Source organism: Leclercia sp. AS011 (assembly GCF_037152535.1).
In the GTDB taxonomy this organism is placed as follows: Bacteria; Pseudomonadota; Gammaproteobacteria; order Enterobacterales; family Enterobacteriaceae; genus Enterobacter.
Genome location: NZ_JBBCMA010000001.1, coordinates 1,312,656 through 1,331,139, shown reverse-complemented (window position 1 = coordinate 1,331,139; position 18,484 = coordinate 1,312,656). Strand labels below are relative to the sequence as shown.

Sequence of the window (18,484 nt, the reverse complement as noted above, 5' to 3'; positions counted from 1 at the left end):
CACTTCTTTACGTAACTCCTCTATTTCCTGACCCTGCCGTTTAACCTTCGTTTGATAAAACTCTGTCACTCTGAATATCGTTAAGAAACATATTATCGATATAAGGAGAAAGGCGTATGTATAAGAAAATTTTGATGCCTGTCGATGTATTTGAAATGGATTTAAGTGATAAGGCAGTGCGTCATGCCGCATTCCTCGCCCGGGCGGATAATGCCGAAATCACGTTATTGCATGTACTCCCGGTCAACAGTCGCGCCATGCTGCGTGGCTTCTCCTCGGATATTGTCAAATTCGAGGCCTTTATGACCGAAGAGTCGAAGAAAAAAATGAATGAGTTGAAGCGGCTCTTTGATATTTCGCCTGACGCTATTCATACCGCAGTGCGTTTTGGCAACGTACGCGATGAAATTATCGCGATGGGCGCTGAAGGGGCGTTCGATATAATTGTTATCGGTTCGAAAAAGCCGGGCGTAACGACACATCTGCTGGGCTCGAATGCCGAATCGGTATTACGCTATGCCAAAATTCCGGTATTAGTGGTGCGCTAAATTAATCCCCGCATCCCGGACAGTCGACGGGATGCGGAATCATTACTCTTCGCTAAACCAGTCGCTGTTTTCCTGACGGATTAACTGTACCGACTCGCCAATTTCCTGCAGATGCAGGGTCATCGCTTTTTCCACCGCATCGGCGTCGCGCTTTTCCAGTGCGTTGAAAATATCGTGATGCTGACGCAGCAACATCTCCGGGGGCGAGACGTGGTCCAGGCTCATGTAGCGCACCCGGTCAATGGTCGCCTTAATGTTCTCAATGGTGTCCCATGCCAGTTGACAGCCCGCAATCTGCGCCAGCTTCTGGTGAAATTCGTCGTCGAGCAGGAAAAAATCATTCAGCTGCTTACGTTCAATGGCGATGCGCTGCTGATGCAGGTTCTGCTCCAGCAGATAGCACTGATGATCGTCCACCAGGCTTGCCGCGCGACGCACCACGGCGCACTCGATGGCCTGACGGACAAAGCAGCCATTCTGCACCTGGGTGAGGGAGATCTTATTCACGTAGCTGCCGCGCTGGGGGCGGATCTGAATCAGGCCGTTTTCCGCCAGCTTAATGAAGGCTTCGCGAACCGGCTGGCGGGAGACATCAAAGCGGACCGACACCTCTTTTTCAGAGAGCGGGGTTCCCGGTGGGATCAGACAATGCACAATGTCGCTGCGCAAAATACGGTAAATCTGCTGATTAACGGGTTGGGTTGGATTAAGTTGCGATTCAGCGGCCATTGGATGTGATTTCTCAGAAAAGTAACCGGTAAATACTACCATTCTTTTGCCGGGCATCCCAGACCTGGCCCGCAGGCCAGGTCCGGACAAATTATCCGCGATGGACGCTCAGACCGGCAAAGCTCTGGCTGACCGGCATCATCTCAACGGTGTTGATGTTGACGTGTTTCGGCAGCGTCGCCACCCACCAGACGGCTTCGGTGACATCATCCGGCGTCAGGGCGGTGGTGTTCTCGTAGGTTTTACCCGCTTTGTCATCATCGCCTTTGAAGCGCACGTTGGAGAACTCGGTTCCGCCAACCAGACCCGGCTCGATATCCGTCACGCGGATAGCGGTGCCGTGCAGATCGGTGCGCAGATTGAGGCTGAACTGACGGACAAAGGCTTTGGTGGCGCCGTAGACGTTGCCGCCCGCGTAAGGCCAGCTGCCGGCGGTGGAGCCGATATTAATCACATGCCCGCGGTTGCGCTCGACCATGCCCGGCAGTACGGCGCGGGTCATATAGACCAGGCCTTTGTTGTTGGTGTCGATCATCGTTTCCCAGTCTTCCACGCTGGCTTTGTGCGCTGGCTCAAGGCCCAGCGCCAGCCCGGCATTGTTGACCAGCACGTCGATGTCGCGCCACTCAGCCGGCAGGTTAGCAATCATCTCTTCAATAGATGCGCGGTTACGCACGTCCAGTTGCGCGGTCAAAATGCTGTCGCCGAGCTCATCCTTCAGCTCCTGCAGACGCTCCTGACGACGGCCGGTGGCAATCACCTTATGCCCGTTGGCGACGAAGCGACGCGTGATGCTTTCACCAAAACCCGCTGTCGCCCCGGTAACTAATATAATCATCTCACTGTTCCTCAACGCTTTTTGTGTTGTACTACCATAGCATGTGATCTGACGCAGAGTAAGGCGACTTTTCGTCCCCTTCAGGTGACAGAGATTGCAGCGACTGCCGGGCTGGCCTACTCTGGTGAAATTCATCGTATTCAGGAGTCTGATATGTCTGGCACTAACCCCTTTTTCGCAAGCAGCCTGCTGCCGTACCAGGCACCGCATTTTGATCTGATTGACGACAGCCACTATCGTCCGGCCTTTGACGAGGCCATCCGCCAGAAGCGCGAGGAGATCGCCGCGATTGCCGGATCTGCGACAGCCCCGGACTTTACCAATACCGTACTGGCGCTGGAGCACAGCGGCGGCCTGCTGGGCCGGGTGAGCAACGTCTTCTTTGCCATGACCTCGGCGCACACCAATGATTATCTGCAGCAGCTGGAAGAGGCCATCGCCAGCGAACTGGCGGCGCTGTCCAACGATATCTGGCTGGATGACGCGCTTTTTGCCCGGGTGGATGCGGTCTATAACGCGCGGCAGACGATGGCCCCGGACGCGGAGTCCCTGCGCCTGATCGAGGAGCTGCACCAGCGTTTTATCCTGGCCGGTGCCCGGTTGGGCGAGGCGGAAAAGCAAGAGTTGAAAGCGATCAATACAGAGTCAGCCACCCTTACCAGCCAGTTTAACCAGCGTCTGCTGGCGGCCGATAAAGCGGGCGGACTGGTGGTGGATTATCTCCACCAGCTGGATGGGCTCAGCCCGGCAGAGCAGGCCGCGGCCGCGCAGGCGGCAGCGGAGAAGGGGCTTAGCGATCGCTGGCTGATCCCGCTGCTGAACACCACCCAACAACCGGCCCTGCAACAGCTTCGCGATCGCCAGACCCGGAAAAATCTGTTCAAAGCCGGCTGGCTGCGCACGCAGAAAAACGATGCCAACGACACCCGCGATCTGGTACGGCGTCTGGTGGCGCTGCGGGCGCGTCAGGCGGAACTGCTGGGCTTCGACAGCTATGCCAGCTGGAAAATTGCCGATCAGATGGCGAAAACTCCCGACGCCGCGCTGCAGTTTATGCGCGGCATCGTCCCGGCGGCGCGCGGGCGCGCATTGCAGGAGCAGGCCGATATTCAGAAGGTGATTGATGACGAACAGGGTGGGTTTGAGGTGCAGGCCTGGGATTGGTCGTTTTACGCCGAGCGCGTGCGGCTGGCGAAGTACGCCCTGGATGAATCCCAGGTTAAACCCTATTTTGCCCTGAACAGAGTCCTGACCGACGGCGTCTTCTGGGCGGCGACCCAGCTGTTCGGCATTACCTTTGTCGAGCGCAGCGATATCCCGGTTTACCATCCTGACGTGCGCGTGTGGGAGATCTTCGATCACAACGGAGAAGGCATGGCGCTGTTCTACGGTGATTTCTTTGCCCGCGACTCGAAAGGCGGCGGGGCGTGGATGGGGAACTTTGTCGAGCAGTCCTTTGAGTTCGGTACGCGTCCGGTGATCTATAACGTCTGCAACTATCAAAAACCGGCGGCAGGCCAGCCGGCGCTGCTCTCCTGGGATGATGCGATCACCCTGTTCCACGAATTTGGACACACCCTTCACGGGCTGTTTGCCAGCCAGCGATACGCCACGCTCTCCGGGACCAACACGCCGCGTGATTTTGTTGAATTCCCGTCGCAAATTAACGAGCACTGGGCCAGCCATCCGCAGGTTTTTGCCCACTACGCCCGTCACTATGAGACCGGGGAACCGATGCCGGATGCTCTGCGCGAGAAAATGGTCAGCGCTACCCAGTTTAATAAAGGCTATGACATGACCGAGTTGCTCAGCGCCGCGCTGCTGGACATGAACTGGCACGGCCTGACCGCCAGCGAGGCACCCGAGGATGTCGAAGCCTTCGAAACCGCCGCCCTTGAGCGCGAGCAGCTTCATCTTCCCGCCGTGCCACCGCGCTATCGCAGTAGCTACTTCGCCCATATCTTTGGCGGCGGCTACGCAGCAGGCTATTACGCCTATCTGTGGACGCAAATGCTGGCCGACGACGGCTATCAGTGGTTCGTGGAAGAGGGCGGCCTGACCCGCGAAAACGGCCAGAAATTCCGCGAGGCGATTTTGTCGCGCGGGAATAGTACTGATTTGGCTGAACTTTATCGCCAGTGGCGCGGGCACGATCCGCAGATTGAACCGATGCTGGTGAATCGCGGCTTGAGTGCGTAAGGGCTTTTCAGGCTGGAAAAAGAACCGGGCGTGATGCCCGGTTTTTTATAATATTTCCTCATATTACATTTTCAACTGACCGTGGCATTCATATGGTCTAGCAGGAAACATCAAAGCCCAGCGACGCCTTTTGTTTATGCTCATGCAAAATGTTGAATGCAGGTGAGTTATGAAAATTAAACGTTTAAGTGCAAACCAGCAATACCATATTGATCTTGAATTGATAAAATCAAAACCAGCCAACAGAACAGAGGCAAAAGCTCAGCTGGCAGCTAAGTTGCGAATTGAGAAATTTAAAGAAAAACTCAGACCTGTTGGTACAAAATATGCTCGACAGTCTCTTGAGCGAGATAATGCAATTCGATTCGATGAAGGAAAAGTCGAGTCTATTGATACAGTACGAATAGCAGATTGCTATAAACGCTGGCGAGGAAAGAGTGCAGACTAATTAGTTTACAGCCAATAAGCCAGATTCGAGTCATAAAGCTAACGTTTATCTGGCTCAAAAGTTATTACAAAAATCTCAAATAAAGTTATATAGCGTCAGCAAATCTGGGCTGCTTAACTTCTTTAGTCAATTTTGAATTAGCCGCTGCTTGCTGTTTACGAATGGCTTGTGTTTCGTGGTAATGCTGAGCACTCGCGGTTTCGATAAAATCCACATCATCGCCTGCGATATCAAAAACAGCGTTTTTGATTTCCTTCAAGCTAACATTGAAGAACTCTTTGCGCTTATTCACGAGGTTAGTACGCATTTCGTTGAAACGCTGGTGAAGCATATTTTCCATAGCGGGAGCATCTTCGCTAAATATCATTGCATGGACATCGAACAGGAATGGCACGGAAGCGCTACCTAACTCGTCCACTCGATCTTGTGGATCAAGGCGACGCGTCATGCCGATTTTGAAAACATCTTCACCAAATGAACCGATGTTAGAGATAACGTAAACATGACCGCGTTTTGTCTGCTGTGCCATAGATAGTGCTTTTTGGCCTTTCAGCAACGCTTCTTCAAGGGCATTTTCGAGTTCGCTCACTTTTTCCTTATGCTTTGCAGCCTGTTCGGCGGTCATTTGCGCTAGTTTTGACTCCATTTCCTTACGGGCTTTGTCCAAAGCCTTTTTAGCCCGACGTTCTTCTTCTTCCGCTTCACGAAGCGCGCGATCGATTTCAGCTTGAGCTCGTTTTTCTTCAGCCATCTGGGCGCGAATTTCGCGCTGTTCTTCGCGTTCTTCTTGTTTCTTTAAACGGTATTCATGTGTTAGATGGAGTTCATCGAGTTTCATATTCAGGAATGCATGATTAATGTAAATCTTGTTAACTTCATTCATTTTATTGAGGGCTTCAAAGGCTTTATAAATGCGTTGTTCCATCTGCTGGACGTTTTTGAAGGTGCAGTTTGCGATTGCTGCATCACATTCTCCATTGAATGCACGAGCCGTCATCTGGATACCGCGTGTTGTCATCTTGCGACCTTCACTTTTAGAACCACCGACTGTCCATTCGGTTGAACAGTGAATTGCGCCAAATCTGGTTTTATCCCGTAGCAAATTTTTTTGCTTATCACGGCAGGCCTTAATGGCATCCTGGAAATGGCTGGATGTATCAAAATCGAAGTGGGGTGCATAAAATCCCATATCGGCGAATTCCATGTCATCTTTGTAAATTGAAAGTGCGTCCTCGAGTTCATCTAATGTGATTTTTTTTTCACGATAGGAACGACGTAGCTCATCAATCTGACTTTCAATTTCAAGACGCTTAGCGCGTTGCGTTTCCACATCGGATAATGCTTGTGATTTCAATCTATTAGCTGTCACGCGAGCATCCGAAAGGATATCTTCTGCGCGTAATGTAATTGATTTTGCTTCGGCTTCACTCGTGACGATAGTGCTGGCTGCTTCAACTTTTGCCTCATCAAGAATCCTCTGCGAATCAGCGCCTAATTCTTGTGCAGTTTGTTTAGCAATATTTACGATACGATCGGCCTCTTCTTCAGCATCAGTGATTGTCGCGTAACGCTTAAGCTGGACTGCTTTATCTGCTAAATCCGCTTTTACTGCCTTTAATTTTATGATGGTAATTACCAACATAGTCAAAACGGCCGCGAAAGCAAAAACTCCAACAATGGAGTAATACATCATATTCATTTAACTATCCCTGTGTATTGGTTAGCTATTGTTAATTACATTAATTTAAAAAACGATAACTTATATATTTCAGCATTTTTTGTTAGGGAAGTAACTGATCTTTTGTTTCATTATTTTTCGGGCTGCTTAGACGTAACGGGAATAAACAAGGTTTTAAGATTATTTATGGATGCAGTTGCTGGCCGACACTGACAATCAGCGGTTAGCGACTCAGAACGGTCTGAAGCGCGAAAATGGATAGAAATTACGCGCGGCGATTTTTAGCGAGAAAATACTATTGAATTTACATAATGTTATCATCAGTGGCGTAGATTCGTTCTTAAGACTGAACCGATGCTGGTAAACCGTGCCCGGTTTTTTTGCCATAAATCAGCAACGTGTGAATGAAAACAGTGTTGAAGATAAAAAATTGTGATGTTATTAAAAAGTTATCCTTATGTTTTTGAGTGGTACACATGACAGAAGATTTTAAGTTCATCGAAACACATCCTGCCCCTGAAGACTTTTGCCGTCTGCGCGCTATCGCCGGGCTTTCACCCCGAAACCTGGAAGCAGCGAAAAAAGGCCTCCCTTCAAGCTGCTACGCTGTCCACATCCTTCACGAGGGCATACCCGTAGGAATGGGAAGAGTTGTCGGCGATGGCGCACTGAATTTTGAGATCGTGGATATCGCTGTCGATCCGAATTTCCAGGGTAAGGGCTTGGGAAGAGCCATCATGGAACATATCATGGAATGGCTGAGCCAAAACGCCTGGGACGGAAGCTATATCTCCCTTGTAGCTGATGTACCCGCACTCTATGAAAAGTTTGGCTTCAAAAAAGTGACGCCTGATTGTGAAGGTATGGCGATCAGCTGGAAAATGCATAAATGAACGATAAACAATTGGCACGATAATGGATTTCTCTCCTCTACTGCACGCCTTAGCCGCCGTGACGCTCCAGTGCCTTTGTGGCCTGCGATGGAACAGATGGGGCATCGGCGGTGCGCTGGGTTCGCTCTGGTTTATCGCCCGGGAACAGACTCAGGCGGAATACCGCTGGATCGCCCAGTTTGGTCACGGGAAGCGCGCCAACATGCCGTGGTGGGGCGGGTTTGACTGGCAGGTATGGAATGTGGCGAGCCTGCTCGACTGGCTGGTGCCGGTTGTGACCTGCCTTATCGTCTGGATGATGGCTCGTTATAAAGGGTCACGTGCACAGTGATGCATCAATAATCCACACCCATGTTGTCTTTAACTAGCTATCAATAACGCCGCACGCAACCTTCTTGACCTTCATTCGTCATCGCGCCCAAAGTTGTTTGCTACGTCATGACTTTAAAAAGAAAAACTTGAGCAAGCACCTAAGATGGATATTATTGGCGCACAAATCATAGGGAATTGAATAATGAAAAAAATATTATTGGTCATTACGCTTGGACTGCTGACAATCTCTCATGCTGAAGCCGCACGCGGTCGTAAACCGTGCTCTGGGGCAAAAGGCGGCATTTCACATTGCACAACCAGCGGGCAATTTGTCTGCAATGATGGAAGCTTAAGTCGATCGCAGAAAATTTGTTCAGGTTATGGTGGAAGCAATGACTCATTTGAGCCAAATGCAGTGAAGAAAGCTCCGGCGGTGAAGAAAACAAGTAGAACTAATAAACCTCGTTCATCGCAGGTGTCGGAAATTAAAGAAGAAATACCAACGCCAGTGCAGCAGAAAAAGCCAACCTGTGCGCCGCTTTATATGGCTAACAAACCCGGTTATACCCAGCTACCTATATGCGCCAATAATCAATACTGAATATCCCATTGAGGATGCTTGAGCACCATAGGTGAAACAAGCATCCCGACCTGTCCCCACGCCTCGTTTAACCTCCATTTATCCTCCCCATGCTAACCTGGTTCAGATCCGCAGTCCGGTATGGATTACCGGAACCGTAGACAGCAAAATACAAATCTATCCATGCAAGCATTTACCGCCAGTCTCTGGCGGTATTTTTTTGCCTCTCCGCCCAACATGAATTTTTTTCAACACCCATGAATTTTTCTCGTTTGCCGAAAAGCGGGCGCTGTGACATCTTTTGGACATATAGCCATCCAGAAGTCTAAATATTCAAATAATGAATTATCACTGTCGGCAATTACATGGCGGCAGTTAAAGGAGATAAGCATGCAGCGACAACACGCCCCGAACCGTGCCGATGTGGTAGGCAGTTTCTTACGTCCCGACGCTATCAAACAGGCGCGGGTGAAGTTCGCCAGCGGTGAGATCGACGCGCAGCAGCTGCGTGCGGTAGAAGACGAGGCGATTCGCCATGTGGTAGAGCAGCAGTGCGCCTGCGGCTTAAACGTGGTCACCGATGGCGAGTTCCGCCGCGCCTGGTGGCACTTTGATTTCTTCGACGGTCTGCAGGGCGTGGAGCGTTATGACTCGAACCAGGGGATCCAGTTCAACGGCGTCCAGACCAAAGCCCACGGCGTGCGCGTCACCGGCAAGCTGGGGTTCGGCAGCCATCCGATGCTGGATGACTTCCGCTACCTCCAGAGCGTCAGCGGCAACGCCCAGCCGAAGATGACCATCCCGAGCCCGAGCGTGCTGCACTTCCGCGGCGGGCGGAAGGATATCGATGCCACCGTATATCCGGATCTGGATGTGTACTTCGACGACCTGGCGCAAACCTGGCGCGACGCCATCCACGCCTTCTACGCCGCAGGCTGTCGCAACCTGCAGCTGGATGACACCGTCTGGGCCTACCTCTGTTCCGACGATCAACGTCGTCAGATCCGCGAGCGCGGTGATGACCCGGACCAGCTGGCGCGCATCTATGCCCGCGTGCTGAACAAGGCGCTGGAAGGCAAACCGGACGACCTGACCATCGGGCTGCACGTCTGTCGCGGGAACTTCCGCTCGACCTGGATCTCCGAAGGGGGCTACGAGCCGGTGGCCGAAATCCTGTTTGGTACCGTCAACGTCGATGCTTTCTTCCTCGAATACGACAACGATCGCAGCGGTGACTTTGCCCCGTTACGCTTTGTCCGTCCCGGCAAGCAGCAGGTGGTGCTGGGGCTGATCACCACCAAAAGTGGCGAGCTGGAGAATCCGGAAGGGGTGAAAGCGCGTCTGGAAGAGGCGGCAAAGTACGTAGCGAAAGAGCAGATCTGCCTCAGCCCGCAGTGCGGCTTTGCCTCTACCGAAGAGGGCAATTCCCTGACCGAAGCCCAGCAGTGGGATAAGGTTCGCCTGGTCACACAGATCGCCAGCGAAGTCTGGTAACCGTTTCTCCACAGCGTTGCATTAATTAAGTGCAACGCTGTGCCATTCTGATCCGCCCCTGCGTTTAACACCCATTCCAGCCCCTGATCCCACTGCTTTTTCGTTCTGGCATCCTTTTTGCTCTGTCTTTTCCTGAATGCTTTTTCTGCGTCCATGCCGTAACGGACGATTTCGCACAGCGTTGTTTTTCAGGAGTGAAAATTATGCATCGTCGTACCTTGTTAAAAGCCTTTGCTTTATCGGCCTCCGTGGTGGCCATGGGGATGAGTTTCAGCGTGCAGGCAGCCGACACCATCAAGATCGGCATCATGCACTCGCTCTCCGGCACGATGGCGATTTCTGAAACGCCGCTGAAAGATGTGGCGCTGATGACCATCGACGAAATCAACGCCAAAGGCGGCGTGCTGGGCAAAAAACTGGAGCCGGTGGTGGTGGATCCTGCCTCTAACTGGCCGCTGTTTGCCGAGAAAGCCCGTCAGCTGTTAAGCCAGGATAAGGTGGCGGCAGTCTTCGGCTGCTGGACCTCGGTCTCACGCAAATCGGTTCTACCGGTGTTTGAGGAGCTGAACGGCCTGCTGTTCTACCCGGTGCAGTACGAAGGGGAAGAGATGTCACCCAACGTCTTCTACACCGGCGCAGCGCCTAACCAGCAGGCCATTCCGGCAGTGGAGTACCTGATGAGCGAAGACGGCGGGGCGGCGAAGCGCTTCTTCCTGCTGGGCACCGACTACGTCTACCCGCGCACCACCAACAAAATTCTCCGTGCCTTCCTGCACTCGAAAGGGGTGCAGGATAAAGACATCGAAGAGGTCTACACCCCGTTCGGCCACAGCGATTACCAGACCATCGTGGCCAGCATCAAGAAATTCTCTGCCGCAGGCAAAACCGCGGTGGTCTCCACCATCAACGGCGACTCTAACGTGCCGTTCTACAAAGAGCTGGCTAACCAGGGCGTAAAAGCCACCGACGTGCCGGTCGTGGCCTTCTCGGTAGGAGAAGAGGAGCTGCGCGGCATCGATACCAAACCGCTGGTGGGTAACCTCGCGGCCTGGAACTACTTCGAGTCGGTGGATAACCCGGCCAACCAGGCCTTCGTGGCAGCCTATAAAAACTGGGCTAAAGCGCAGAAGCTGCCGAATGCCGGTACGGTGGTGACTAACGATCCGATGGAAGCTACCTATGTGGGGATCCACATGTGGGCCCAGGCGGTGGAAAAAGCGGGCACTACTGACGTGGATAAAGTGCGTGCCGCCATGGCGGGCCAGTCCTTTAAAGCCCCGTCGGGCTTCACCCTGACCATGGATGCCACCAACCACCATCTGCATAAGCCGGTGATGATTGGCGAAATCGAAGGTAACGGCCAGTTCAACGTGGTATGGCAGACCGAAGCGCCGGTTCGCGCCCAGCCGTGGAGCCCGTACATTGCCGGGAATGATAAAAAGCCTGACACCCCGATCAAAACCGCCAGCAACTGAATCCGGATCATAAAGAGGTAAAGCCATGAACGTCATGCGCATGATCTTCGCTCTCGTATGGCTTGCCGGACTGCTGCCAGGGATGGCGCAGGCAACGGACGCCGATAATTTTGTTGCCGCCAGCCGCAGCCAGCAGGCGGTGATGCTGGAGCAGTGGGCCGCCGCGCCCGATCCCGCCCGTCTGACGCTGCTGCGGGCATTGCAGCAGGAAAATGTCGTTGTCGATACGGAAAAGCATGCCTTCGCCCGGGAAAAGGGTGCCTTAACCGCCCTCGGTGACAGCGCGCAACCGCAGGGTGCCACTAAAGCCGTGCGGCTTACCAACCGCCTGCGGGTGCTGGCCGCCACCGCGCTCGCCACCCACCAGCTTGCCGGTGACAGTGTCACCGAAAGACTGGCGGCAGCGAAGCAGTTACAGCGCGATCCCCAGCCGCAGATGCTGCCTTTTTTACAGCGTCAGCTGGCAAGCGAGAAGGATGACGCGGTGCGTCAGCTGTTGAGCCTGGCCGTCGCCAGCCTGCAGCTGACCAGCGCCCAGCCCGCGGTACGCCAGCAGGCCGTCACGCTGCTGGGCCAGTCGAGCGATCCGGAGGTGCAGTCCCGGCTGCTGCCTTATACCCAGGCACAGACCGAGCCGGACGTCGGGGTGCGCGAGGCCGCTGCGGAAAGCCTGCGTCAGATCCAGCACCGTCAGACCATTAGTGACCTCCTGGGGCAGGCGTTTATGGGCCTGTCGCTGGGCTCCATTCTGCTGCTGGCCGCGCTCGGGCTGGCGATTACCTACGGCCTGCTGGGGGTGATCAATATGGCTCACGGCGAGATGCTGATGCTCGGGGCCTACGCCACCTGGATGGTACAGCAGGCGATGGCGCAGTTTACCCCGCAGTGGCTCACCTTCTACCCGCTGGTGGCGCTGCCGGTGGCGTTCGCGCTCACCGCTGGCGTGGGCATGGCGCTTGAACGCACGGTGATCCGCCACCTCTATGGCCGCCCGCTGGAGACCCTGCTGGCGACCTGGGGCATCAGCCTGATGCTGATCCAACTGGTGCGCATGATCTTCGGCGCGCAGAACCTCGAAGTCGCCAACCCGGCGTGGCTCTCCGGCGGCGTGCAGGTCTACGCCAGCCTGATCCTGCCGTGGAACCGGCTGGTGGTGTTGGGCTTTGTGCTGCTGGTGCTGTTTTTCACCTGGCTTATCCTCAACAAAACCCGTCTGGGGCTGAACGTGCGGGCGGTGACGCAAAACCGCAGCATGGCGGCCTGCTGCGGGGTGCCTACCGGGCGCGTGGATATGCTGGCCTTCGGGCTGGGGTCCGGCATTGCCGGGCTTGGCGGGGTGGCGCTGTCGCAGTTGGGCAACGTCGGGCCGGAGCTGGGTCAGGGCTACATCATCGACTCCTTCCTGGTGGTGGTGCTCGGCGGCGTGGGCCAACTGGCCGGCAGCGTGGCGGCCGCCTTTGGTCTCGGGATTTTCAATAAGATCCTCGAGCCGCAGATGGGTGCCGTACTGGGCAAAATTGTGATTCTGGTGGCGATCATTCTGTTTATTCAGAAGCGTCCTCAGGGGTTATTTGCACTGAAAGGGAGGGTAATCGACTGATGAGCCAGCCACTGACCTTAACCCTGGCGCGGAAAGCGCCGCGCAGCGTACCGATACTCCTCGGTCTGATCCTCGCCGCACTGCTGGTGCTGCCGTTTCTGGCGCTGCTGCCCGCCACCCATCCGCTGGCGGTCTCCACCTGGATGCTGACCCTGGTGGGCAAAATCCTCTGCTATGCGATTGTGGCCGTAGCGCTGGATCTGGTGTGGGGCTACGCCGGAATGCTGTCGCTCGGCCACGGCCTGTTCTTTGCCCTCGGCGGCTACGCGATGGGAATGTACCTGATGCGCCAGGCCGCGGGCGACGGGCTTCCGGCCTTTATGTCGTTTCTCTCCTGGAGCGAGCTGCCCTGGTTCTGGTGGGGCACCCAGCATTTCGCCTGGGCGCTGGTGCTGATCGTGATGGTGCCGGGCCTGCTGGCGCTGCTGTTCGGCTGGTTTGCCTTCCGCTCTAAAATCAAAGGGGTCTATTTTTCGATCATGACCCAGGCGCTGACCTTCGCCGGGATGCTGCTGTTTTTCCGCAATGAAACCGGCTTTGGCGGTAACAACGGTTTTACCGGTTTTACCACGCTGCTGGGCTTCTCCGTGACGGCCACCTCAACCCGCATCGCGCTGTTTATTGCCACCGTGCTGCTGCTGGCGGCGTCGCTGGGTGTCGGGTACGCGCTGGCAAAAAGTAAGTTTGGCCGCATCCTGACCGCGGTGCGCGACGCGGAGAACCGGCTCACCTTCTGCGGCTACGATCCGCGCGGATTCAAGCTGCTGGTCTGGACGTTGTCGGCGGTGCTGTGCGGACTGGCCGGGGCGCTGTACGTTCCGCAGGTCGGGATCATCAACCCAGGCGAGATGTCGCCCACCAACTCCATCGAGGCGGCAATCTGGGTGGCGCTTGGTGGCCGCGGCACGCTGATTGGCCCGGTATTGGGTGCCGCGCTGGTCAACGGCGCAAAAAGCCTCTTTACCGTGGCAATGCCGGAGTACTGGCAGCTGTTCCTCGGGCTGATCTTTATCGCGGTCACGCTGTTTTTACCTCGCGGCGTAACGGGACTGTTTCGCAAAGGAGACCAGTAATGAGCGAACAACTCTTTACCCGCCAGCTGCCCGGGGATCGCTACCGCGACCAGACCGATCCGGTATTGCAGCTGGAGGGGATCAACGTCAGCTTTGACGGCTTTAAGGCACTCACCGACCTGTCACTCAACATCGGCGTGGGCGAGCTGCGCTGCGTGATTGGTCCCAACGGCGCGGGGAAAACCACCCTGATGGACGTGATCACCGGTAAAACGCGGCCCCAGAGCGGACGCGCTATTTACGACCAGTCGACGGACCTCAACACCCTCGATCCGATCGCCATCGCCCGCCAGGGGATCGGGCGCAAGTTCCAGAAGCCGACGGTGTTCGAGGCCCTGACGGTATGGGAGAACCTCGAGCTGGCGATGAAGGGTGATAAATCGGTTTGGGCCAGCCTGCGTGCCCGGCTGAGCAGCGAGCAGGGGGACAGGATCAACGAGATGCTGAGCCTGCTGCGCCTCGGCGCAGAGCGGCATCGGCGGGCGGGGTTGCTGTCCCACGGGCAGAAGCAGTTTCTGGAGATCGGCATGCTGCTGGTGCAGGAGCCGCACCTGCTGCTCCTCGACGAACCGGCCGCCGGGATGACCGATGCCGAAACCGAGTACACCGCCGAACTCTTTCGCACTCTGGCGGGCAAGCACTCGCTGATGGTGGTGGAACATGACATGGGCTTTGTTGAAACCATTGCCGATCACGTCACCGTTCTGCATCAGGGCCGGGTGCTGGCGGAGGGCTCGCTGCGCGAGGTGCAGGCCAATGAGCAGGTGATTGAAGTCTATCTCGGACGCTAAGGAGCGCGGATGCTACAGGTTAACGAACTGAATCAATATTACGGCGGGAGCCACATTCTACGTGGAGTCAGCTTTGAGGCGCTGCCCGGGGAAGTCACCTGCCTGCTGGGACGCAACGGGGTGGGCAAAACCACCCTCCTGAAGTGCCTGATGGGACTGATCCCGTCGCGCAACGGCGAGATCCTCTGGCAGGGCAAAGCCATCACCCATGCCAGGCCGCACCAGCGGGTGCAGGCCGGGGTGGCCTATGTGCCTCAGGGGCGGGATATCTTTCCCCGCCTGACGGTGGAGGAAAACCTGCTCCTCGGCTTGTCGCGTTTTCCGGCGCGCGAGGCGAAGCAGGTGCCGGAGGAGATCTGGCAGCTGTTTCCGGTTCTCAAGGAGATGAAGCAGCGCCGGGGCGGCGATCTCTCGGGCGGGCAGCAGCAGCAGCTGGCGATTGGCCGGGCGCTGGCGAGCCGTCCTCAGCTGCTGATCCTTGATGAGCCGACAGAGGGGATCCAGCCCTCGGTGATCAAGGAGATTGGTCAGGTTATCCGCCAGCTCGCCAACCGGGGCGATATGGCGATCCTGCTGGTGGAGCAGTTCTACGACTTTGCCGCCGAGCTGGCCGACAGCTATCTGCTGATGTCCCGGGGCAGCATTATCCAGCGCGGTCGCGGGGTGGATATGGAACAGGAGGGCGTTCGCGGCCTGGTAGCGATCTGACAGGCTTGTTTTGCTATATGTTATAATATAACATCTCTCATTCTTTCAAATGGAGTGAGGACGTTATCTTGGCAGGACAAATTGGTAAATATGCAATGACTCTGGGGGCGATGCTGGTCAGCGGCCAGCTGTATGCCCATTCCCACGGCCACCAGATGACCGAGGCGGAACAACAAGCGGCTAACGGCGTGTTTGAGGATAAAGACGTGAAGGATCGCCCGCTCTCCAACTGGGACGGCGTCTGGCAGTCGGTCTATCCGTTTCTGCTGAGCGGCGATCTTGACCCGGTGTTTAAGAAGAAAGCTGAGAAAGACAGCAGCAAAACCTTTGATCAGGTAAAAGCCTATTACCGCACCGGCTACGCCACCGACGTGGAGACCATCGGCATCGAGAATAACGTGATGGAGTTCCACACCGGCAAAAACGTCAGCCGCTGCGAGTACGTCTCTAACGGCTACAAGATCCTGACCTATGCCTCCGGCAAGAAGGGCGTGCGTTACCTGTTTGAATGTAAGGACGCCAGCAGCAAGGCGCCGAAATTCGTCCAGTTCAGCGACCACACCATCGCGCCGCGCCAGTCTGCTCATTTCCACATCTTTATGGGCAACACCTCCCACGAGGCGTTATTAAAAGAGATGGATAACTGGCCGACCTATTATCCAAACGAAATGTATAAAAAGCAGGTAGTGGAGGAGATGTTGCACCATTAATTTCGGTGCGGCCTGTGCGCCGGGTGGCGGCTTCGCCTTACCCGGCCTACGTGTTTTGTAGGCCCGTGCAAGCGTAGCGCCGCCGGGCAATTACCTCGGGACTAAACCAGGCGCATCAACCCACGCCTTCATCCGCATCCCGCGCAAAATCATCAGCCACGCCAGCACAATGGCGACCATCATAATCACAAACAGGGACCAGTGCGGGAGATGGGTCAGGATCAGCCCGGTGATCATCGGGTTAAAGGCCGCGCCCAGCCAGCCGAGCGCCTGGGCGGAGAAGTAGCTCGCTTTCATGCCCGGTGGGGCGATGTTGTCGATCAACATATACTCGCCAGGCGCATAGATGATCTCCCCCACGGTAAAGACCGCCGCGGCCAGTCCCCAGTAGATCAGATTCTCCCCCGAGACCATAAACCCGGCCAGGCCGAGGACGAAAAACAGGGTGCCGAGCGTCATCAGCGGGCGGATGTTACGCGCCGACAGCTTGCGGCCAATGATGTACTGCAGCGAAACCACCATTGCGGCATTCACCGGCAGCACCACGGCCACCACGTTCTGCGCGAAATCGCTGTCGTAATCTGCCGCCAGCACGTACTGAGAGATACAGCTGGCGAAGGAGCCGCCTACGTAGGAGGCCAGCAGCCCGGAGAGGGTGTACCAGAACAGCGCCCGGTCGCGGAGCAGCACCGACGGCTGCCACGGAACCGGAGCATGCTCGCTATCGACCGCCACGCCTTTCTGCACATAGCGCTGGATCAGCACCAGCGGCAGCGCAGCGCAGAAGGCCGCCACCCAGAACGGCAGCTGCAGGCTGTACATCACCAGTAGGGTGCTCAACGGCGGGCCGATGGTCCAGCCAATGTTAAGAAAACTGTAGTTAAGCGAGAACACCCGCGCCTTTTCCGCCGGGTTCAGCACATCGGAAAACCAGGCTTTCAGCACCGTGGAGAAGATCGAATAGGCGCAGTTGATCAGCGAGAAGGCCAGCACTACCAGCACCACGTTATCCACCAGCGGGATCGCCAGGAAGCCCAGCGCCACCGCCGTGATGGCGATCAGCATGTAGCGGTTTTTATCGAATTTGTCGGCCAGAATGCCAAAGCCTAGGCTGAAGACCACCCCAATAGTCAGCGCCACCGTCAGGGCATAACCAATATTCTCCACGCTCATGTTATAGACGCGAGTGAGATAGATGGTCATAAACGGCAAGGTCGCGCCGCGGCCAATGGTGAGTAATAACGACGACGCCAGCAGCGCTGCCGTTGAGCGCCTGAGTGATGGTTTCATTTTCCTGCCCGACAATTGCGTGTGAAGTTTTTGTTATGTCTTATCAGGATTATCACGGCATAAGAGGCTTGTATACCTCCAAATTTATCCCTAAGTGCTTCGCCTGACTGCCAGAATTAATGATCTGTTCCTCGCCCTGATTTTTCGTTACTTTGATAAGTGTTTACAAAAATTTAAAAAACAGGGGCAGGGTATGACGCGTAAAGACGGGCTGCTGGCGTTGCTGGTGGTGGTGGTTTGGGGGCTAAATTTTGTGGTGATCAAAGTCGGATTGCACAACATGCCTCCGCTGATGCTGGCCGGTTTACGCTTTTTGCTGGTGGCCTTCCCGGCGCTGTTCTTTGTCGCCCGTCCGAAGATCCCGTTTCGTCTGCTGCTGGGCTATGGCCTGACCATCAGCTTCGGCCAGTTTGCCTTTCTGTTTTGCGCCATTAACTTCGGCATGCCTGCCGGGCTGGCGTCGCTGGTGCTGCAGGCCCAGGCGTTCTTTACCATTATTCTCGGGGCGCTGGTGTTTGGCGAGCGGCTGCAGGGCAAACAGCTGGCGGGGATTGCCCTTGCGGTGGTCGGCGTGCTGGTGCTGGCAGAGGCCAGCCTCAACGGGCAGCACGTCGCGCTGCTGGGCTTTTTGCTGACCCTGGCGGCGGCGTTCTGCTGGGCCAGCGGCAATATCTTCAACAAAAAGATCATGCAGCTCGAGACCCGTCCGGCAGTGATGTCGCTGGTGGTGTGGAGCGCGTTGATCCCGATCGTACCTTTCATGGCGGCGTCGTATCTGCTGGATGGCCCGACGGTGATGCTGCACAGCCTGGTCACTCTCGACCTGACCACGATTTTATCGCTGATTTATCTGGCCTTTGTCGCCACCATTGTTGGCTACGGCATCTGGGGCGCGCTGCTCGGACGCTACGAAACCTGGCGGGTGGCGCCGCTCTCCCTGTTAGTGCCGGTGGTGGGTCTCGCCAGTGCGGCGCTGCTGCTGGATGAAAAACTGGGAGTGTTGCAGCTGGTGGGGGCGCTGCTGGTGATGGCCGGGCTCTATATCAACGTCTTCGGCCTGCGTCTGCGTCGGGCGACGCGGATAAGAGGCTAAAAAAAAGCCCCGCACGGGCGGGGCA

At 55.8% G+C, this 18,484-nt stretch carries 18 protein-coding genes; 14 read left to right on the top strand and 4 right to left on the bottom strand.

Going from position 1 to position 18,484, the window contains the following annotated elements; all coding sequences use genetic code 11:
- Nucleotides 1-116 precede the first annotated feature (116 nt).
- Nucleotides 117-548, top strand: a complete 432-nt coding sequence (locus WFO70_RS06170) for a universal stress protein (protein ID WP_337015178.1) — start codon at nt 117-119, stop codon at nt 546-548.
- Nucleotides 549-590: 42 nt separating this feature from the next.
- Here WFO70_RS06170 and WFO70_RS06165 read toward each other — a convergent pair whose 3' ends face one another.
- Together WFO70_RS06165 and ydfG are read right to left on the bottom strand one after the other, a co-directional pair.
- On the bottom strand, nt 591-1,277 hold the full coding sequence (locus WFO70_RS06165) for a GntR family transcriptional regulator (protein WP_337015177.1): 687 nt from the start codon (nt 1,275-1,277) through the stop codon (nt 591-593).
- 91 nt (nt 1,278-1,368) lie between these two features.
- The gene (gene ydfG / locus WFO70_RS06160) at nt 1,369-2,115 is read right to left on the bottom strand and encodes a bifunctional NADP-dependent 3-hydroxy acid dehydrogenase/3-hydroxypropionate dehydrogenase YdfG (protein WP_337015176.1); all 747 of its coding nucleotides are present in this window, start codon (nt 2,113-2,115) and stop codon (nt 1,369-1,371) included.
- A gap of 153 nt (nt 2,116-2,268) precedes the next feature.
- Here ydfG and dcp point away from each other — a divergent pair, with 153 nt between their 5' ends.
- On the top strand, nt 2,269-4,314 hold the full coding sequence (gene dcp, locus WFO70_RS06155; RefSeq protein ID WP_337015175.1) for a peptidyl-dipeptidase Dcp: 2,046 nt from the start codon (nt 2,269-2,271) through the stop codon (nt 4,312-4,314).
- Between the two features lie 169 nt (nt 4,315-4,483).
- Nucleotides 4,484-4,762 (top strand): hypothetical protein, encoded by a 279-nt coding sequence (locus WFO70_RS06150; protein WP_337015174.1) that lies wholly within the window; start codon nt 4,484-4,486, stop codon nt 4,760-4,762.
- Between the two features lie 85 nt (nt 4,763-4,847).
- On the opposite strand, the gene WFO70_RS06145 is transcribed toward WFO70_RS06150, so the two are convergent.
- Complete coding sequence (locus tag WFO70_RS06145; protein ID WP_337015173.1) at nt 4,848-6,461, bottom strand: DUF4041 domain-containing protein; 1,614 nt, start codon at nt 6,459-6,461, stop codon at nt 4,848-4,850.
- Between the two features lie 455 nt (nt 6,462-6,916).
- Between WFO70_RS06145 and WFO70_RS06140 the strand changes: the two genes are divergently transcribed.
- The 10 genes from WFO70_RS06140 to zinT all read left to right on the top strand — a co-directional run bounded on the left by WFO70_RS06140 (nt 6,917) and on the right by zinT (nt 16,076).
- Nucleotides 6,917-7,333, top strand: coding sequence for a GNAT family N-acetyltransferase (locus tag WFO70_RS06140; protein ID WP_337015172.1), 417 nt, complete (start codon nt 6,917-6,919; stop codon nt 7,331-7,333).
- A gap of 22 nt (nt 7,334-7,355) precedes the next feature.
- Nucleotides 7,356-7,664, top strand: a complete 309-nt coding sequence (locus WFO70_RS06135) for a hypothetical protein (protein ID WP_337015171.1) — start codon at nt 7,356-7,358, stop codon at nt 7,662-7,664.
- Between the two features lie 183 nt (nt 7,665-7,847).
- Nucleotides 7,848-8,246, top strand: a complete 399-nt coding sequence (locus tag WFO70_RS22470) for a hypothetical protein (protein ID WP_442913355.1) — start codon at nt 7,848-7,850, stop codon at nt 8,244-8,246.
- Nucleotides 8,247-8,615: 369 nt separating this feature from the next.
- Nucleotides 8,616-9,719, top strand: a complete 1,104-nt coding sequence (locus WFO70_RS06125) for a cobalamin-independent methionine synthase II family protein (RefSeq protein WP_337015169.1) — start codon at nt 8,616-8,618, stop codon at nt 9,717-9,719.
- Between the two features lie 203 nt (nt 9,720-9,922).
- Complete coding sequence (gene urtA / locus WFO70_RS06120) at nt 9,923-11,194, top strand: urea ABC transporter substrate-binding protein (RefSeq protein ID WP_337015168.1); 1,272 nt, start codon at nt 9,923-9,925, stop codon at nt 11,192-11,194.
- Between the two features lie 25 nt (nt 11,195-11,219).
- Nucleotides 11,220-12,794, top strand: a complete 1,575-nt coding sequence (gene urtB / locus WFO70_RS06115; RefSeq protein ID WP_337015167.1) for an urea ABC transporter permease subunit UrtB — start codon at nt 11,220-11,222, stop codon at nt 12,792-12,794.
- Complete coding sequence (gene urtC / locus WFO70_RS06110; protein ID WP_337015166.1) at nt 12,794-13,867, top strand: urea ABC transporter permease subunit UrtC; 1,074 nt, start codon at nt 12,794-12,796, stop codon at nt 13,865-13,867. The genes urtB and urtC overlap by 1 nt, the downstream gene beginning before the upstream one ends.
- Nucleotides 13,867-14,658: an urea ABC transporter ATP-binding protein UrtD gene (gene urtD / locus WFO70_RS06105; RefSeq protein WP_337015165.1), complete on the top strand. Its 792-nt coding sequence runs from the start codon at nt 13,867-13,869 to the stop codon at nt 14,656-14,658. Before urtC ends, urtD begins: the two co-directional genes overlap by 1 nt.
- Before the next feature lie 9 nt (nt 14,659-14,667).
- Nucleotides 14,668-15,366 carry an urea ABC transporter ATP-binding subunit UrtE gene (gene urtE, locus WFO70_RS06100; protein ID WP_337015164.1) on the top strand — a complete coding sequence of 233 codons (699 nt, stop codon included), beginning with the start codon at nt 14,668-14,670 and terminating at the stop codon, nt 15,364-15,366.
- Between the two features lie 68 nt (nt 15,367-15,434).
- On the top strand, nt 15,435-16,076 hold the full coding sequence (gene zinT, locus WFO70_RS06095; protein ID WP_337015163.1) for a metal-binding protein ZinT: 642 nt from the start codon (nt 15,435-15,437) through the stop codon (nt 16,074-16,076).
- 90 nt (nt 16,077-16,166) lie between these two features.
- Here the strand turns inward: zinT and ydeE are convergent, their stop codons facing one another.
- Nucleotides 16,167-17,366 carry an efflux MFS transporter YdeE gene (gene ydeE, locus WFO70_RS06090; RefSeq protein ID WP_337015162.1) on the bottom strand — a complete coding sequence of 400 codons (1,200 nt, stop codon included), beginning with the start codon at nt 17,364-17,366 and terminating at the stop codon, nt 16,167-16,169.
- Between the two features lie 193 nt (nt 17,367-17,559).
- Between ydeE and eamA the strand changes: the two genes are divergently transcribed.
- Complete coding sequence (eamA, locus tag WFO70_RS06085; RefSeq protein ID WP_337015161.1) at nt 17,560-18,459, top strand: O-acetylserine/cysteine exporter; 900 nt, start codon at nt 17,560-17,562, stop codon at nt 18,457-18,459.
- Nucleotides 18,460-18,484: the final 25 nt, after the last annotated feature.